This window comes from Loktanella atrilutea (assembly GCF_900128995.1).
In the GTDB taxonomy this organism is placed as follows: domain Bacteria; phylum Pseudomonadota; class Alphaproteobacteria; order Rhodobacterales; family Rhodobacteraceae; genus Loktanella; species Loktanella atrilutea.
In genome coordinates this window covers 105,717-122,570 of sequence record NZ_FQUE01000009.1, presented here as the reverse complement: position 1 = coordinate 122,570, position 16,854 = coordinate 105,717, and the positions used below count along the sequence as shown (strand labels likewise).

At 66.6% G+C, this 16,854-nt stretch carries 17 protein-coding genes; 10 read left to right on the top strand and 7 right to left on the bottom strand.

The annotated features are described in order from the left end of the window. Genes BUA54_RS16135 through BUA54_RS16115 form a run of 5 tightly spaced genes read left to right on the top strand, consistent with a single transcriptional unit; the run spans position 1 to position 4,048 of the window. On the top strand, positions 1-1,119 hold the full coding sequence (locus BUA54_RS16135) for a cobalamin-independent methionine synthase II family protein (protein WP_072858292.1): 1,119 nt from the start codon (positions 1-3) through the stop codon (positions 1,117-1,119). Then, positions 1,116-1,811 carry an alpha/beta fold hydrolase gene (locus tag BUA54_RS16130; RefSeq protein ID WP_072858291.1) on the top strand — a complete coding sequence of 232 codons (696 nt, stop codon included), beginning with the start codon at positions 1,116-1,118 and terminating at the stop codon, positions 1,809-1,811. The genes BUA54_RS16135 and BUA54_RS16130 overlap by 4 nt, the downstream gene beginning before the upstream one ends. After that, the gene (locus BUA54_RS16125; RefSeq protein WP_072858290.1) at positions 1,808-2,506 is read left to right on the top strand and encodes an RraA family protein; all 699 of its coding nucleotides are present in this window, start codon (positions 1,808-1,810) and stop codon (positions 2,504-2,506) included. The genes BUA54_RS16130 and BUA54_RS16125 overlap by 4 nt, the downstream gene beginning before the upstream one ends. Further along, positions 2,503-2,685: a hypothetical protein gene (locus BUA54_RS16120; protein WP_072858289.1), complete on the top strand. Its 183-nt coding sequence runs from the start codon at positions 2,503-2,505 to the stop codon at positions 2,683-2,685. Before BUA54_RS16125 ends, BUA54_RS16120 begins: the two co-directional genes overlap by 4 nt. Next, positions 2,669-4,048 carry an amidase gene (locus tag BUA54_RS16115; protein ID WP_245810729.1) on the top strand — a complete coding sequence of 460 codons (1,380 nt, stop codon included), beginning with the start codon at positions 2,669-2,671 and terminating at the stop codon, positions 4,046-4,048. Before BUA54_RS16120 ends, BUA54_RS16115 begins: the two co-directional genes overlap by 17 nt. Here the strand turns inward: BUA54_RS16115 and hisD are convergent. The 5 genes from hisD to BUA54_RS16090 form a co-directional block, all read right to left on the bottom strand. Then, on the bottom strand, positions 4,036-5,325 hold the full coding sequence (gene hisD / locus BUA54_RS16110) for a histidinol dehydrogenase (protein ID WP_072858287.1): 1,290 nt from the start codon (positions 5,323-5,325) through the stop codon (positions 4,036-4,038). The genes BUA54_RS16115 and hisD overlap by 13 nt on opposite strands. Before the next feature lie 110 nt (positions 5,326-5,435). Further along, positions 5,436-5,564, bottom strand: coding sequence for a hypothetical protein (locus BUA54_RS21895; RefSeq protein WP_425434981.1), 129 nt, complete (start codon positions 5,562-5,564; stop codon positions 5,436-5,438). A gap of 5 nt (positions 5,565-5,569) precedes the next feature. Then, a complete protein-coding gene (locus BUA54_RS16105) occupies positions 5,570-5,830 on the bottom strand; it encodes a hypothetical protein (protein WP_143155456.1) in 261 nt (86 codons plus the stop codon). A gap of 421 nt (positions 5,831-6,251) precedes the next feature. After that, positions 6,252-6,467 carry a hypothetical protein gene (locus tag BUA54_RS16095; RefSeq protein ID WP_072858284.1) on the bottom strand — a complete coding sequence of 72 codons (216 nt, stop codon included), beginning with the start codon at positions 6,465-6,467 and terminating at the stop codon, positions 6,252-6,254. A 72-nt stretch (positions 6,468-6,539) separates the two neighbouring features. Then, positions 6,540-7,223: a DnaA N-terminal domain-containing protein gene (locus BUA54_RS16090; protein WP_072858283.1), complete on the bottom strand. Its 684-nt coding sequence runs from the start codon at positions 7,221-7,223 to the stop codon at positions 6,540-6,542. Between the two features lie 498 nt (positions 7,224-7,721). Between BUA54_RS16090 and BUA54_RS16085 the strand changes: the two genes are divergently transcribed. Together BUA54_RS16085 and BUA54_RS16080 are read left to right on the top strand one after the other, a co-directional pair. Beyond that, positions 7,722-9,026: an AAA family ATPase gene (locus BUA54_RS16085; RefSeq protein ID WP_072858282.1), complete on the top strand. Its 1,305-nt coding sequence runs from the start codon at positions 7,722-7,724 to the stop codon at positions 9,024-9,026. Between the two features lie 60 nt (positions 9,027-9,086). Beyond that, a complete protein-coding gene (locus BUA54_RS16080) occupies positions 9,087-10,196 on the top strand; it encodes a ParB/RepB/Spo0J family partition protein (protein ID WP_072858281.1) in 1,110 nt (369 codons plus the stop codon). A gap of 269 nt (positions 10,197-10,465) precedes the next feature. Here BUA54_RS16080 and BUA54_RS16075 read toward each other — a convergent pair whose 3' ends face one another. Both BUA54_RS16075 and BUA54_RS16070 read right to left on the bottom strand, forming a co-directional pair. Beyond that, positions 10,466-12,124, bottom strand: a complete 1,659-nt coding sequence (locus BUA54_RS16075) for a BCCT family transporter (RefSeq protein ID WP_245810728.1) — start codon at positions 12,122-12,124, stop codon at positions 10,466-10,468. Positions 12,125-12,341: 217 nt separating this feature from the next. Then, entirely contained in the window at positions 12,342-12,911 is a 570-nt protein-coding gene (locus BUA54_RS16070) for a TetR/AcrR family transcriptional regulator (protein ID WP_218588296.1), read from the bottom strand. 150 nt (positions 12,912-13,061) lie between these two features. Here BUA54_RS16070 and BUA54_RS16065 point away from each other — a divergent pair, with 150 nt between their 5' ends. Genes BUA54_RS16065 through BUA54_RS16055 form a run of 3 tightly spaced genes read left to right on the top strand, consistent with a single transcriptional unit; the run spans position 13,062 to position 16,844 of the window. Further along, positions 13,062-13,559: a (2Fe-2S)-binding protein gene (locus BUA54_RS16065; protein WP_072858279.1), complete on the top strand. Its 498-nt coding sequence runs from the start codon at positions 13,062-13,064 to the stop codon at positions 13,557-13,559. Next, positions 13,556-14,611: an FAD binding domain-containing protein gene (locus BUA54_RS16060; protein ID WP_072858278.1), complete on the top strand. Its 1,056-nt coding sequence runs from the start codon at positions 13,556-13,558 to the stop codon at positions 14,609-14,611. Before BUA54_RS16065 ends, BUA54_RS16060 begins: the two co-directional genes overlap by 4 nt. Further along, entirely contained in the window at positions 14,604-16,844 is a 2,241-nt protein-coding gene (locus BUA54_RS16055; RefSeq protein WP_084114465.1) for a xanthine dehydrogenase family protein molybdopterin-binding subunit, read from the top strand. Before BUA54_RS16060 ends, BUA54_RS16055 begins: the two co-directional genes overlap by 8 nt. Positions 16,845-16,854 lie beyond the last annotated feature (10 nt).

Below are 16,854 nucleotides of genomic sequence, written 5' to 3'. Positions count from 1 at the left end.
ATGCCCGTGCTGACCACCCACACCGGCTCCCTCCCCCGCACGCAAAAGGTCGTGGATTTCATCTTCGCCCGCGAGCGCGAGGAGCCCTACGACGCCGCCGCCTTCGATGCCGCCATGACCGCGGCGGTGGCGGAAACCGTGCGCAAGCAGGTCGCCGCGGGGATCGACATCGTGTCCGACGGCGAGACGTCGAAGATCAGCTATGCCACTTACGTCAAAGACCGCTACACCGGCTTTGCCGGCGACGGCCCCCGCAACGCCCCCGCCGACCTCAAGCTGTTTCCGAGCTTCCTCAAGCGCGTCGCGGCGGAAGGCGGCACGCCCAAATACGCCCGCCCGGTCTGCGTGGGCGAGGTCAGGTCCAAGGGTCAGGGCGAGCTGGAAAAGGACATCGCCAACCTCGAGGCCGCGATGGCAGAGCATGGTGCGCGGCGCGGCTTCATGAACGCCGCCTCTCCCGGCGTGATCTCGCTGTTCCTGCAGAACGAATATTACGCCACCCGCGACGCCTACCTCGCCGCCCTCGCGGACGCGATGAAGACGGAATACGAAACCATCGTCGCCGCCGGTCTGGACCTCCAACTGGACTGTCCCGACCTCGCCCTGTCGCGGCACATGCTGTTCAACGACCTGTCCGAGGCGGAATTCGTGAAGGTCGCGCAGTCGCACGTCGACGCCCTGAACCACGCCCTGCGCGACATCCCGGCCGAAAAGGTCCGCATCCACATCTGCTGGGGCAATTACGAAGGCCCGCACGTCTGCGACATCCCCATGGATCGCATGTTCGGCACCCTCATGTCCGCCAAGGCCCAGTATCTGCTGTTCGAGACCTCGAACCCCCGCCACGCCCACGAATGGACCGTGTTCCGCGACCGCGCGACGGAAATCCCCGACGACAAGGTGCTGGTTCCCGGCGTCGTGGACACCACGACGAACTTCGTCGAACACCCAATGCTGGTCGCGCAGCGCTTGCAGCGCTTCACCGACATCGTCGGCCACGACAGGGTGATCGCCGGCAGCGACTGCGGCTTCGGCACCTTCGCGGGTTTCGGCGCGGTCGATCCCGACATTGCCTACGCCAAGCTCGCCGCCATTGCGGAGGGGGCGGCGCTGGCATGATCCCTCTCGTGCTCCTGCCCGGCATGATGTGCGACGCCCGCCTTTACGGCCCGCAGGTTACAGCCCTGTCGGGACCGCGCGACGTGCACGTCCTGCCGGTGACGGATCACGACACGGTGCAGGCGCTGGCCGCCGCCGTGCTGGCCGCCGCCCCGCCCCGCTTTGCCCTGTGCGGGCTGTCCATGGGTGGCATCGTCGCGATGGAGGTGCTGCGTCAGGCCCCCGACCGCGTCGACCGCATCGCCCTGCTCGACACCAACCCCAAGGCAGAGGCTCCCGCCGTGCAGGAGATGCGCGCGCCCCAGATCGCGGCGGCGCAGGCGGGGCGTCTGGCGGCGGTGATGCGCGATGAGATGAAGCCGAACTATTTGGCGGATGGCCCCGACAAGCCCGCGATCCTCGATTTGTGCATGAACATGGCCCTGACGCTGGGGCCCGAGGTCTTCGTCCGCCAGTCCAGAGCCTTGCGCGACCGCCCCGACCAGCAGGACACGCTGCGCGCCGCCCGCGTCCCCGCGCTGATCCTGTGCGGGGCCGAGGACGCGCTCTGCCCCCTCCACCGCCACACCCTGATGCACGACCTGATGCCGGGATCGACCCTGACCGTCATCGCCGGCGCCGGGCATCTGCCGACCCTCGAAAAACCTGATGACACCACGGCGGCCCTGCGCCGCTGGCTGGAGGATGCATGACCCTCGATCCCGACCTTCTGGCGCTGCTGCAGCGCGTCGACACCCCCACCGTCTGCAACGCGATCGAGGTGGCGCAGGGCAAGCGGGGTTTCGACGCCTTCACCCGCGGCACCGTCCTCGCCTCCGACACCAGCCGCGCCGTGGTGGGCTATGCCGTCACCGCGCAGATCGCCGCGGTGGAGCCCCCGACGGAAACCCCGGAGGTGATCCGCGCCCGCCGCATGGCCTATTACAAGGCGATGGCCGATGGACCCAAGCCGTCCCTCGCGGTGGTCGAGGATCTGGACGTGCCCCACGCCATCGGCGCCTACTGGGGCGAGGTGAACACCACGATCCACAAGGGCTTCGGCCTGTCCGGCGCCCTGACCAACGGCGTCATGCGCGACCTGGGCGACATGGCGCCCGACTTTCCGGTCATCGCGGGGTCCATCGGGCCCAGCCACGGCTTCGTCCACGTCCGCAGCATTGGCACGCCGGTCACCGTCTTCGGCCTGACCGTGGCCCCCGGCGATCTGGTCCACGCCGACCGCCACGGCGCCGTCGTCATCCCGCCGGAGGTCCTGCCGCAACTCTCTGCCGCCATCACGAAGATGCAGGAGACCGAGCGCCTCGTCCTCGACCCCGCCCAGGCGGAGGGCTTCGATTTCGCCGCCTTCGAAGCGGCCTGGACCGCCTTCGAAAAGGCCCGGACGTGACGGAAGGGCCCCGACTGACCGCGGCGCAATTCGACGCCGCCCTCGCCGCGCGGGGCATCGCGCCGGATGCGGCGGACCGGGATGCGGCCCTGACCATCGCCCGCTTCCTCGACGACTGCACGCGCCGCCTGAAGGCAGAGGCGCCGGACGACACGCCGGACCATGATGCAGGAGAATGACGTAACCACCTCCGACGCGGCCCTGCCGGAGCTGTCCGTCGCCGAAGCCGCCGCCGCCCTGCGCGACGGCACACTGACCTCCGCCCGTCTGACCCGCGCGCATCTCGACCTGATTGCCCGCCGCGACCCGCAGGTGCGCGCCTTCGTCCACCTGACCGCCGACCGCGCCACGGCCGCTGCCGCGCAGGCCGATGCGGATTTTGCGCGGGGCATCGACCGCGGCCCGCTGCAGGGCATCCCCTTCGCGATCAAGGACCTGATCGACGTGGCGGGCGCCACCGTCACCTTCGGCGCGCTGCGCCACGCAGATCGCACCGCCACGACAACCGCCACCGCCGTGCAGCGGCTGCTGGACGCGGGCGCCGTGCCGCTGGGGATGGTGGCGACCTATGACCTGGCCCTCGTCGGCCCGTCGCAGGACGGCCCCTATCCACCCGCCCGCAATCCCTGGCACACCGACCACATCACCGGCGGGTCCTCCTCCGGCTCTGCCGCCGCCGTCGCGGCGGGGCTCGTGCGCGTGGCGCTCGGCACAGACACCGGCGGGTCGATCCGCAGTCCCGCCGCCTATTGCGGCGTGGTCGGGCTGAAGCCGACTTTCGGTGCGGTGCCGATTGACGGCGTGCAGCCGCTCGCGCCCGGGCTCGACCACCTCGGCCCCATCGCCCGCACGGTCGCAGACGCTGCCTTCGTCTTCGCCGCCCTGACCGGCACCGCCCCGCCCGATCTGTCAGGCAACCTGCAGGGACTGCGCGTCGGCTACGCCCGGCACTGGGCAGAGGGGTCAGAGACCACGCCCGCCCTCCTCGACCGGCTCGATGACGCGGTGGCCACCCTGTCGCAGATCGGGGCACAGTTCGCACTGGTCACCCTGCCCGACATCGCCCTGATGGAGGCTGCCGGCGCCGTCATCATCCACGCCGAGGCGCTGGACACCCACGCCGCCGACGTCACCGGCACCGGCGGCCCGACCGGGCGCATGGCCTACCAAAGCCTGATCGCCGGCGCGGCCCTGACGTCAGAAGATGTTGCCCGCGCCCGGGCCGCGGCGGTGCGTCTGCGGGCCGGGATCGACACCGTGCTCGACACCTGCGATGTCATTATCACCGCCACCACACTCACGCCCGCCCCGTCGTTCTCGGCCTTCGCGGGCGGTCGTGCGGTCTGGACGCCAATGCGCACCCTGCCCTTCAACGCCACGGGCCACCCGGCCCTGTCGGTGCCCATGGAATTCGTGGACGGCCTGCCGGTCGGCCTGCAAATCATCGGCCGCCATGGCGAAGAGGCCCGGCTGCTGCAGGTCGGCGCCGCCTTCGAGGCGGCCACCGACCACGCGGTGCAACGCCCGCCCTACCTGGCCTGAAGCCTGTCCAGCCGCAGCTGCGCCGCGCGGCGGTGGCCGTCAAGCCCCTCGCTCGCACTCTGTCGCACGGCGGGGGGCGCCACCGCGTTCACGCCCTCCGGCGTAAGCCACTGGTGCGTCGCGATCTTGACGTAGGCGCCGACCCACAGCCCACCGGTATAGCGCCCCGCCGCCATCGTCGGCAGCGTGTGGTTCGTGCCGGAACACTTGTCCGAATAGACCACGCTCGCCAGCTCCCCGATGAAGAGCGAGCCATAGTTCCGCAGCCGCTTGGCGAAGGCCTGCGCGTCCTGCGTGTGCACCTGCAGATGCTCCGCCGCGATGAGGTCGGAATAGGCGATCATTGCCTCCTCGCTGTCGCAGACCGCGATCTCGCCGTAGTCACGCCAAGCCTGCGCCGCCGTCTCGGCCGTCGCGAGTTCGGTCAGTTGCCGCTTGACCTCCGCCTCGACCGCCGCGGCCAGCTTGGCATCCGTCGTGATCAGCCCCACCCGCGTCCGGACGTCATGCTCCGCCTGCGCCAGCAGGTCCGTGGCGATCATCTCGGCGTCGCCGGTGTGATCGGCGAGGACATAGATCTCCGACGGGCCGGCAAGCTGGTCGATGCCCACGGGGCCAAAGACCTGCCGCTTGGCCTCGTTCACAAAGGCATTGCCGGGGCCCACGATCTTGGTCACCTGCGGCACGGTCTCGGTGCCATAGGCCATCGCGGCGATCGCCTGCGCGCCGCCGATGCGGAAAATGCGGTCGGCTCCGGACAGGTGGCAGCCCGCAATCATCGCCGGATGCGCATTGGGCGGCAGGCAGGCGATCACCGTATCGACCCCGGCCACCTTGGCCGGCACGATCGTCATGATCGGCGCCGACAGCAGTGGATAACGCCCGCCCGGCACGTAGCAGCCGACCGTTTCCAGCGGGATCACCCGGTGCCCCATGTGGACCCCCGGCAGCGCCTCCATCTCCAGCGGCAACATGGTCGCAAGCTGCGCCTCTGCAAAACGGCGCACGTTGGCGATGGCAAATTCCGTGTCGGCGCGTGTCTGCTGGTCCAGACCCGCCAGCGCGGCTGTCCTTTCAGCGTCAGTAACCTCGAAGACCGCAAGTTCGCTCTTGTCGAAACGGCGCGCGTAGTCCGCCACCGCGGCATCGCCGCGCGTCCGAACGGCGTCGAGGATCTCGGTCACGAGTTCCGCCACGGAACCGGTATCCCCCGCCGCACTGCGCGCCGGCGCCCGGAGTTGTGTGACGCCCCGAGGAAGATCGTTGAATTGCACCATGAGAGGATTCCTTACCGGTCTGCAGCCCGTCAAACGCGGCCGCGCATATTGCTTGCATACGTATTCAATACAGCGCGCCACTTGCTGACGCAACGTCAGATTTCGATCCATCACAAGACCCGATCGAGCCGCATCGCTGATCGTGACGCACCCAGAAGATCCGTGGCCACCACTTCCAGCGCGCTGACCTCTCCGGGCGGCACGAAGCGGCGCAAGGCTGCCGGCAACTGACCATTCATTTCCGTCACCGCCCGTTCGGCTGTGGCGGCAGGGGGACCGCTGGCAGGACTGCAAAAATGTTAAACAGCACCGGCGCGGCCAGATCGCCGCCAAAGGCCCCCGGCACCGGCGTTCCGTCCGGGCGTCCCCGCCAGACCGCCGCGACATGCGTCCTGTGGAAGCCTACGACCAGCACATCGCGATTACCGCCGACATCAGCCCGGTGCGCGAAATCCTCGACCAACGCCCGGGCACTTGCAAGTTCACGTCCCTTCGATCCATTCATTATATCAACGTGCCACGTTCTAAGATTAGTTTTCGACGCCAAAGGCAGATATACCACGTATCCGCCATCTCCGGCACCCTCCGGCATCTGGCGATCAGCCTCGAGCCCGTCGGGGCGATATTGGATCGCGGTGACCGGCAAGCCGTCCACCGCCCTAACCCGGTCGCCAGCGGCCCTGCCTCGTCCGAAATCACAAGCCGGGTCGTCACATCGACGTTCATGCCCCCTGCCCCGGCACAGTGGCGCTGCCCCGCCAGACCTCGGTCGCGCACGCGGCATTGAAACGCCGACCAGACGTCCAGCGGGCGTGCGAACAGATCATCCTGCACGCCGCGACCAAATGGCGGTCCGACATCTGCATCAGCTTAAGATCGCCTTGATCAAGGTTTACCGTCGTCATCGCCAGCCCTTGGTCACCGCCCTACGGCAGGACGTAGACGCGCCCCGGAAACCGCACTGCCGGGCTGCGGTCGCGGATGTAGCCGCTGATCGCATCGTCACGCGCCAAGATCTCGCCGTTGGCAGCCGGAAGGTCGCGCCGCAGGGTGACGGCGATCTCTTGTCCATGGGTTAGCCCGGCAATGCGCAGATGTTCGTCGCGCGCGTCTACCGTCAGCCCCCTATCCGGCAGACGCACGAAGGACGTGTGATCAAGCTGCTACGACAATGGAGCGGAGAATGGGGCGCAGAACGAAGGCGACAGGCTCTCTCAGGCTTCGATCTCCACCCGCTTGATGGTCGGGTCGCAGGCCAGCAAGGCGGCCATTAGGTGTCCGGTATAGTGGCTGCGGACGTAATCCGCGATGAACCGGGTCGGTGCGACCAGCCGCAGCACCCCGCCGTCGCAGGTCCGCATCCGCAGACCGCTGAACCACGCCTGAAACAATGCGGGCGCATCCTGCTGAAGCCGCTGGATCGCAGCGGCCCAGATCCCGTCGTCGCCGGTGACGACCGGTGCAGGGCGCAGTGGCACGACGTTGCTGACGGCTGCCTCTGGCATCGCCGCGGCGCCGGTCATGCGCGCGGTAAAGTCCGGTCCGACCGCAGTCCAGTAGGGCATGGTGTCCGGCAGCACCGCATCGAAATGGATGGCATGCGTCGCGACCCTGCCGCGCGCCGCGGGGATGGTCACGCTGATCCAGCCAAGATTGCGCATCTGAGCAAGGTCCCGTTTCGCCGTCCGTTCGGTGACGCCCCACATGCGCGCAATCTCGCGCTGGCCGACACAGAACTGCCCCATCCGCCAATTGAACCGTGCGGTGATCAGGAGCGACAGCCGCAGCGCCAGTCGGCCTTGAACCGGCGAACCTTGGGCTGCGAGCGTCAGCAGCGCCGTCAGCACATCGTATTTCAGGGCACCTGCCTGCGGACCTGCCGCTGATCTGATCTGCATGACCCGCTCCTCGCCCAAGGGCCTTGCCTGACCACTGGACCTTTTCCTCGTTCCACCTCCGGCGGGCATGTCTTGCTACGACCTTCGCCGCGGCATCGTCTTAACAACGCTTTTGCCAACCTGTGGCTGATTAGCGTTGGATTGCCGGCCTGTGTCAAGGATTCGTCGCTGTGGATAGCATCCCCTCCCAATTCAATCTGAAAGAAACGGTATGAGATTGGTATAGGGGGCCGCCCATGGTGTCCCCCTAAAGCGACGCAATGTCCCCTCAATGGTTGGTATCGGCCAATTCGCGTCCCCCCAAATCGAGGGTATCTCGTCCTCCGAATCACCCCGGCGTCCGAATCACTGAAGCCCCTTCGGGCGTTTATGTGCGGACCAGTTTGCCTAGCCGGACCTTATCCGCGGATAAGGTTCTGTAGCATGGAACCAGCTCTCGACAAAACCGTCATTTTACGCGTAAATCGTCACAACCACTGAAATAACGTCCGAGGCATCATGTTCACTCACCACGATCTGCGCGATATCCAGACGCGCTCGCTGAAGATGCAGGGCTGGATCCGGCAGCAGACCTTTTCTCCGGAGAATACGAAGACCCTGCGCCGGTTCTCTAGCTGGGAGGTGGCGGAGTTGATCCTGCATATGAATCAGTCGACGTTCCGGGGCCGCATGGCGGCCGACCCTGCCCTGCCGGCCGGTCTGGTCGAACCCGACGGCCGTCAGCGGTGGTTCACGCTGGAGGAGGTGAATACCCTCCGCCGCAAGCTGAAGGTCAAGGGCAAGTCCCTGATGCCGCCCCGCCCCAAGGGGCGAGCGTTTCGGACGGCCATAGCCAATTTCAAGGGCGGCGCCGGCAAGTCGACCGTCGCCCTGCACTTCGCCCACGCCGCGGCGCTGGAGGGCTACCGTGTCCTTTGCGTCGACTTCGACCCGCAGGCGACGCTGTCTCACTCCATGGGTCTGACGGACGTGGGCGAGGAGCAGACCGTCTGGGGCATCATGGCCCGCGACCTGGTGCGGGAAACGGAAGCCGCGAACAATGCCCCCGCCGCCGCCGCGTCAGGGACCGCCCTGCCCCGCCGCACCATCCCGTCCAGCATCACCGACCTTGGCCTGCAGGATCTGCGGATCGCGGACTTCATCCAGCCGACGGCCTGGCCGACCATCGACATCATTCCCAGCTGCGCCAACGCGGCCTTCGTCGAGTTTGCCAGCGCCCAGTATCGCCATCTGAACCCCGAGTGGTCGTTCTTTGCGGCCGTGTCCCGCTACCTTGACCAGTTGCCGGACGACCAGTGGGACCTGATCTTCTTCGATTGCCCGCCCGCCATCGGCTACCAGTCGATGAACGCCGTCTTCGCGGCAGATATGCTCTACATCCCCTCCGGCCCCGGCTATTGGGAGTATGACAGCACCACGTCCTTCATCGGTCAGCTGGCCGAAGCGCTCGGCGATCTGGCGCATGGCTTTCAGGGGTCGCTGCCGGAAGACGGCATGACGCTGCCCAAGGCCTTTGCCGACATCCGGTTTCTGCTGACCCGGTTCGAGCCGGGCAATGAACTGCACCGTGCGATGCAGGATGCTTTTGGCAAGGTCTTCGGTGACAAACTGGCGCAGCATCCCGTCGAGATGACCCGTGCCGTCGAACAGTCCGGCCGGTTCCTCGCCTCGATCTACGAGATGGACTACCGCGATATGACCCGCGAGACGTGGCGCCGTGCGCGCGCCAGCTTCGACCAGGCCTACGATGAATTCCACGACACCATGCTGCCACACTGGACAGCCATGGGCACGCAGGACTGACCCAATCCCGCAAACCTTATCCGCGGATAAGGTTTCACCAGACCATGAAGGGGACCGACCATGACCCGCAAGAAACGTATCTTCGATGTCGAGATGCCAGATGACACGCCAGAGGTTGCGCCTGCGCCGGCGGAGCCCGAAACCACCGCGCGACGTGGGCCAATGGCGAGCGCGATTTCGGAAAACGCCTCTGCGCTGCAGGCCCGCAACGCCGCCGCCGCCGCGATCCGCGCAGAGAATGATGAACTGGCGCATGCCTTCGTGGCCATGAGGGCCGCGGGCCAGGTCGTCGAGGAGATCCCCCTCGATCAGGTCCACACCTACCTGCTGACGCGCGAACGGCTGGGCAGCGACGATCCCGAGCTCGATGATCTCGTGACTTCGATCCGCGAGGTGGGCCTGTCGAACCCGATCCGGGTGGAGGCGCGCACCGACGGCACGGGTTACGAGTTGATCCAAGGCTTTCGTCGGCTGTCTGCATATCGCGTACTGGCCGAAGAAGATCCCGAGAGGTGGGGCAGGGTGCCCGCGCTGGTCCTTCCCCGCGGGGAAGATATCGCGGGCCTTTACCGTCGGATGGTGGACGAGAACGTGGTGCGGAAGGACCTGTCGTTTGCAGAGATGGCCAATGCCGCCCAGAACTACGCGGCCGACCCTGCGACGCCGGTCCATGACCTGCAGGGCGCGGTCAAGGCGTTGTTCCAGTCGGCGCCCTATTCCAAGCGCAGCTACATCCGTGCCTTTGCCCGGATGCTCGATCTGATCGGCAACTATCTGATGTATCCGACGGAAATCCCTCGCAAGCTGGGCGTCGATCTTGCGCGCGAGCTTGAAGACCGGCCAGAACTTATCGGTCGTATCAGAGACGACTTGCGGGACTGGGACAGTCGATCGATTCACGACGAACTCGAAGTGTTGCGCCGCTGCGTGGGCGTCGACCGCTATATGGATGACGGCCCCGTCCTGCCGGCCCGTGATGCGCCGACCCGAAAGGCGCAGGCCGACCGGGGCAAGACCAAGACGACCTTCGACATCCGCACCGGGCGTGGCCGCGTGAAATGCACCGCCGCCGTGGGGCGGTTGGAAATCAAGATCGACCGCGACTTCTCGACCATGGACCGCGCGCGGCTGGAACGCGCGATTGCGGCGCTGATCGATGGGCTGGACTGACGGGGCAGGGGCCAAAACCTTATCCGCGGGTAAGGTTTTGGCCCTTACGATGGCAAGCGGTTTGCGCAGTGCCCTCCATAAAGATGTTTTATAACAACGATATAGCAGGTATTTCTCTCGCGTAGCCTTCAAACCTTATCCGCGGATAAGGTTTGAATTCCGAAACCGCCATCAGCAAACGAAGTAGACCTTCCCCATGGCATCTCACCAAGGGGAAGGTCTTTTCATTTTGACCGGCGGGTTGGCCGATCGTCGGGGGTGCGACCGGTTTACTCCGCCGGCTGGGGGGCAACGTCCGCCGGGTCGGCGGGTCTTTCACCGTAAAGCTCGCCGGGCAGTTCCGGTGGCATCGCGTGGTCCGCTTCCGCGTCGTTGCGGTATTTCTGGTTGTGCCTGTAGACGATCAGCGGGTCCCAGCGCAGCGCCTTGATCAGGCCGATCAGGATCAGTGCCACGACGATGGCAAAGGGAAAGCCCGCCACGACCGCTGCCGCCTGCAGCGCGGACAGACCGCCTGCCAGCAACAGGACCGATGCCACGGCGCCTTCGCTGATCGCCCAGAAGATGCGCTGCACCTTGGGTGGATCCGGGTCGCCGCCGGCAGTCAGCATGTCGATCACGAAGGACCCGGAATCGGAGGATGTCACGAACCACATCACGATCAGGATGATGGCGAAGCCCGAGGTGATGCTGGCTAAGGGGAAGTAATCCAGCAGGGCGAACATCGCATCGCCATAGGCGTTCTGTGTCGCCTCGACCAGCGTTGGGTCGCCACCGAGAGAGATCGACAGCGCCGTGCCGCCGAAGGCGCAGAACCAGAAGAACATGATCGAAGCGGGGATCAGCATGACGCCGAGGATGAACTCGCGGATCGTGCGGCCGCGGCTGATCCGGGCGACGAAGACGCCGACGAAGGGTGCCCAGCTGACCCACCATGCCCAATAGAAGATCGTCCAGTTGTTCTGCCATGTGCCGCCGTCGGTCCATGCCTCCGTCCATGTCCCCCAGGATACGATGTCGCGCACGTAGGCTCCGTAGCTTTGCACGAAGGTATCGAAGATAAAGAGGGTGGGGCCGACGATGACCATGAAGACGAGGAAGACCAGCGACAGGCCGATGTTGATGCTCGACAGCCGTTTGATGCCGCCGTCCAGGCCCGCGACGACCGACAGGGTCGCCATTGCGGTGATGACGGCGATGACGGCGATCTGCACGAAGGCGTTCTGCGGCAGGCCGAAGACGGTATCGAGGCCCGAATTGATCTGCATCGCGCCAAGGCCCAGCGAGGTCACGATACCGAACATGGTGCCGAAGACGGCGAGGATGTCGACCACATCGCCCCAGAATCCATAGATCCGGTCCCCCAGCAGAGGGTAGAGCGCCGAGCGGATCGTCAGCGGCAACCCCTTGCGAAAGTGGAAGTAGGCGAGGCTGAGCGCCACGACGGCATAGACCGCCCAGGCATGGAAACCCCAGTGCAGGAAAGAGATCGTCATCGCCTGCTTGGCGGCCTCGACGGTCTCGGCTTCTCCGACCGGGGGGGCGAAAAAGTGGTAGAGCGGCTCTGCGGCGCCCCAGTAGATCAGGCCGATCCCGATGCCGGCAGAGAACAGCATCGCGACCCAGGCGAACAGGCTGTATTCCGGCGCCTCGTCCATGCGTCCCAGGCGGATGTCCCCGAACCGGCCGAAGGCGAGATATACGACGGCGACCAGCATGACGTTGACGAGGATGATCATGGCCCATCCGAAGGTATTCGCCAGCCAGTCCTGCATGCCCGAGAACACCGCGCCCGCCGTTTCGCTGAACGCGGCGCCAAGGATGATGAAGCCCAGGATCAGGATCGCCGAGACCGAAAAGACCCTGACATTTACCTTGGGAAAGATCAGTAGTCGCTGCTGTTTCATCCGGTCCATGTGATCCTGCATCGTTATCCTTTCCTCGGTCCGCATCCGGCGCTTTGCGTCCGGTCGGTGCTTCTGATGGCTGCGCCGCAATGGCCTGCGCGGAGCAGTCGTGCAGCAGTTTTTGCCACACGGTCTTGTGATCAAAGCGGACGGAGGGGGATATTGTTCCGAAAAAAGCGGTATCAGCCCTTTATGCGGCGCGAAGGGGTGTCAGCTTTGGTGACCTGCGCATCGCCTTCTAGCGCCGCAGACCGTCGACGAAGATATCCAGCAGGCGCAACACCTGCGCCCGCCAGTCCGGGCCGGGCGGGCGGGCGTAGCAGAGTGCATACATCGTCTGCAAAACATCATCCGCCGTCACGTCGTCCCTGATCTGTCCCTGCGAGGCCGCCGCTTCCAGAAGCCGCGCCACGGCGGCGTTGATCCGGTCTGACAGCGGTGCGAGGGGGCGCTTGAGGTCGTCGGACATCACCAGCGAAAGCGCACCCAGCATGCCACGCTTCGTCTCGACCGTCGCGACATTGGCGTGAAGCCAGTGCCGCAGGGCCCCAACCGGATCGTCGGTCCGGTCAAGGCTGTCGGCGGTGGTCACGAGCTGTTCGAGCTCGCGCAGGAAGACCGCATGGAACAACGCCGCCCGGTCGGGAAAATTGCGGTAGAGCGTGCCGATCCCGACACCGGCCTCGCGCGCGACGGCCTCGAGGCTTGCGTCCGGGCCGCCCTTGCCCAGCACGTCCTTGGCTGCCGCGATCAGTCTTTCACGGTTGCGCAGGGCGTCGGACCGCGGCTTGCGTTTGCGCGTTTCCAAGGGCAACCACCTTTCACTTGCAAAGCGGAGGGTTCCTCCGTATAACGGTTTCTGAACGATCCACCAAGGCCCCGATTGGTGCGGGGGATCGCCACCCGGCAGGGCGCATGTGCCCTGCTTTCCGCAAAATAGCACGGAAGGGAAGGACGCATGTCACTTTCTATCTCTCTGACCCTGAACGGTGTCGTCCGCGACATCGTGCTGGATGACCCGCGCGTGACGCTGCTGGACCTGCTGCGCGAGCGTCTGGCCCTGCCGGGAACGAAGAAAGGCTGCGACCGCGGCCAGTGCGGGGCCTGTACGGTGCTGCTGAACGGCAAGCGGATGAATGCCTGCCTGACGCTGGCGGCGACACTCGACGGTGCCACGGTCACGACGATCGAAGGGCTGGCCGATGGCGATGCACTGCACCCGGTGCAGACGGCATTTCTGGAAAACGACGGATTCCAGTGTGGATACTGCACCCCGGGCCAGATCATGAGTGCGGTGGGCCTGATCGCGGAAGGCCGCGCCGGGGACGATCCGGAGCGTATCCGCGAAGGTATGAGCGGCAACATCTGCCGGTGTGCCGCCTATCACGGCATCACCAGGGCGGTGCAGGAGGCGACGCGTCGCATGGCTGCCGCCGAACGAGGAGACGCAGCATGAAGCGGTTCGATTTCGTCCAGCCCGCCAGCGTAGCAGAGGCGCTGCAGGTCTGGCATCCCGGTGCCGTCTGGCTGGGGGGCGGGACCAACCTGCTGGACCTGATGAAGGGCGGCGTGATGCTGCCCGACACGGTCATCGACATCAACCGGCTGGCCGATCTGCGCGGTATCACGACGCTGGACGACGGGTCACTGCGGATCGGTGCGCTGGTCAGCAACGCCGAACTGGCGGATGACACCGGCTTTGCCCATGATTTCCCGATGGTGGCAGAGGCGCTGTTGTCAGGCGCGTCCGGCCAGTTGCGGAATGCGGCGACGGTGGCGGGCAACCTGATGCAGCGCACCCGCTGCGCCTATTTTCAGGATACCACCGCCGCCTGCAACCGGCGAGAGCCGGGGACCGGATGCGATGCGCGGGGCGGGGTGGACAGCCATACCGCCGTGCTGGGGTTTGGCGATGCCTGCATCACCACCCATCCATCGGACTTCTGCGTGCCGCTGGCTGCACTTGATGCGGTGGTCGAGGTACAGGGCCCGGACGGTGCGCGCGAGGTTGCGCTGCGCGACTTTCACCTGCTGCCCGGAGAGACGCCGGAGCGTGAGACGGCGCTGCAGCCGGGCGAGATCATCGTGGCCCTGCGTCTGCCAGCGGACGCCAAGGGGTTTGCGGCCCATGCCCGCTACCTCAAGGTGCGGGACCGGACGTCCTATGCCTTTGCGACGACCTCTGCCGCCGCCGCGCTGCGGGTCGAGGGTGGCGTGATCGCGGAAGCGCGGCTTTCGCTGGGTGCCATCGCGGCAAAGCCATGGCGCGTGACGGAGGCCGAGGCGCTGCTGGTTGGCCATGCGCCGGATGCGGCGCCCTTCGATCAGGCAGCGGCGCGCGCGTTGGACGGGGCCGTGCCATCGAACGACAACGGCTGGAAGATTGCGCTTGCGCGGCGCACGGCGATCCGGGCGCTGGAACTGGCCGCCGCCGGCACGCCCGAACGGATGCCGGCGCTGCCTGCCTCACCCTTTGCTGACCAGAACGGAGATCATGCCCATGTCTGATACGATGACACCGCAACGCTATGGGTCGAACGCCGGCCAGCCGTTGACGCGGCGTGACGGCTTGGCGAAGGTGACCGGCACGGCGACCTTCGCTGCCGACAATACGCCCGAGGGACTGCTCTATGCCGTCTATGTGCCCGCCGCGATCGCACGGGGGCGCGTCGTGCATCTGAATGTCGAAGCTGCCACCGCCGTCGCCGGTGTGACCCACGTGATGACGCCACAGAACCGTCCGCCGCTGCAGGGCGACCCGGAGGCGAAGCCGAACGGATTTTCGTTCATCGTCGATGTCCTGCAGAACGATGGCGTGCGCTATGCCGGGCAGCCGATCGCACTGGTGGTGGGCGAGACGCTGGAGGCGGCGACGGAAGGCGCGCGCCTGCTGGCGCCGCGCTACGAGGTTGCCGATTCAGAGACGACACTGGCAGGGCAGGGGGGTGAAGCGGTGGAACCGGGCGCCTTCGGACGTCCCGGCGGGGCAGAGCATGGCGATGTCCCGGCGGGACATGCAGCCGCCGTCAGTGCCATCGATGTCGTCTACGAAACACCGGCCCAGTATCATAATGCCATGGAAACCCACGCGGTGGTGGCCGCATGGGACGGCGACCGACTGCACCTCGACCTGCCCAGTCAGGCGCTGAGCCTGTCCTGTGCAAGCTATGCCTATTTCTTCGGGATTCCCGCCGACAACGTGACGATCCGCTGCCCCTATATCGGTGGCGGGTTCGGATCGAAGGCCTTTCCGACGGGGCCGCAGGTGCTGGCGATCCTTGCGGCGCGGACGGCAGGCCGGCCGGTGAAGCTGATGCTGACACGGGCGCAGATGTTCGGCCCCGTCGGGCACCGTGGTGCAACGCGTCAGCGGCTGCGGCTGGGGATCGACGGTGGCGCGGCGCTGACCGTTCTGGATCACGAAGGCACGGCGGCCACGTCCCGCTTCGACGATTTCATCGAGCCCGCGGCGAACGCGTCGCAGGGCCTTTACGCGGCAGAGGCGCTGCGGTCGGCGCACCGCGCGGTACGTCTGGACGTCGGTACTCCCGGACCGATGCGCGCGCCCGGAGAGGCGTCGGGGTCGGCGGCGCTGGAATGCGCGATGGACGAAATGGCGCTGCTTGCAGGCCTCGACCCGCTGAAGTTCCGGCTGCGCAACTATGCAGAGGTGGAGCCGGGGACCGGCAAGCCCTATTCGTCGAAGGCCCTGCGCGCGTGCTATGCCGAGGGTGCAAAGCGGTTCGGCTGGGCGGACCGGCCGATGGAGCCGGGCCGGATGCGTGACGCGCGGGGGCTGTTGACCGGCTGGGGCATGGGCACGGCGCTGTTCGGCTGCCCGATGTTCGAGGCGGAGGCGACGGCGACGCTGCGCGCCGACGGGTCCGCGCTGGTCGAAACCTCTGCCATCGACATGGGGCAGGGGGCCTGGACGGCGCTGGCGCAGATCGCGGCGGACAGTCTGGGCCTGCCGATGGACCGGGTGGAGTTCCGGGCCGGCCATTCGTCCCTTCCGAACGCGGGCATCGCGGGCGGGTCGGGGCATACGGCGACCGCGGGCGGCGCGCTGCATGCGGCCGGTCGCGACGCGATCCGCAAGCTGGGCGAGATCGCGGCGGCCGACCCGGATTCGCCCCTTCACGGTAGCGGCAACGCGGATTTCACCGCGCGTGACGGGCGCCTTTACGTCGCAGGCGACGACAGTCGCAGCGAGGATTTCGCGGCGATCCTGTCGCGGGCCGGGGCGGTGGACCTGACCGGTGCGGGGTCTGCGTCAAGGCCGGCCGCGGATGCGGAGGCCCATGCAATGAACTCTCACGGCGCGGTCTTTGCAGAGGTGAAGGTCGATCCGGACCTGTGTCAGGTCCGCGTGACGCGGCTGGTCGGCGCCTTTGCCGCGGGCCGGATCATCAACCCCCGGCTGACGGAAAGCCAGCTGATGGGCGGCATGATCTGGGGCATCTCTTTCGCCCTGCACGAGGAGGCGAAGCACGACCCGCGTTCCGGCCGGATCATGAACGCCGATCTGGCGGGGTATCATGTGCCGGTCAACGCCGACGTGCGCGGGCTGGAGGTGCTGACGATCCACGAGGACGACCCCTACGTGAACGCCCTTGGGATCAAGGGTGTCGGAGAGATTGGCGTCACCGGAACGGTCGGCGCCATTGCGAACGCGATCTGGCACGCGACAGGCAAGCGCGCGCGCCGCTTTCCGATCCGGATCGAGGATCTGCTGGACTAACCGGCCCGCC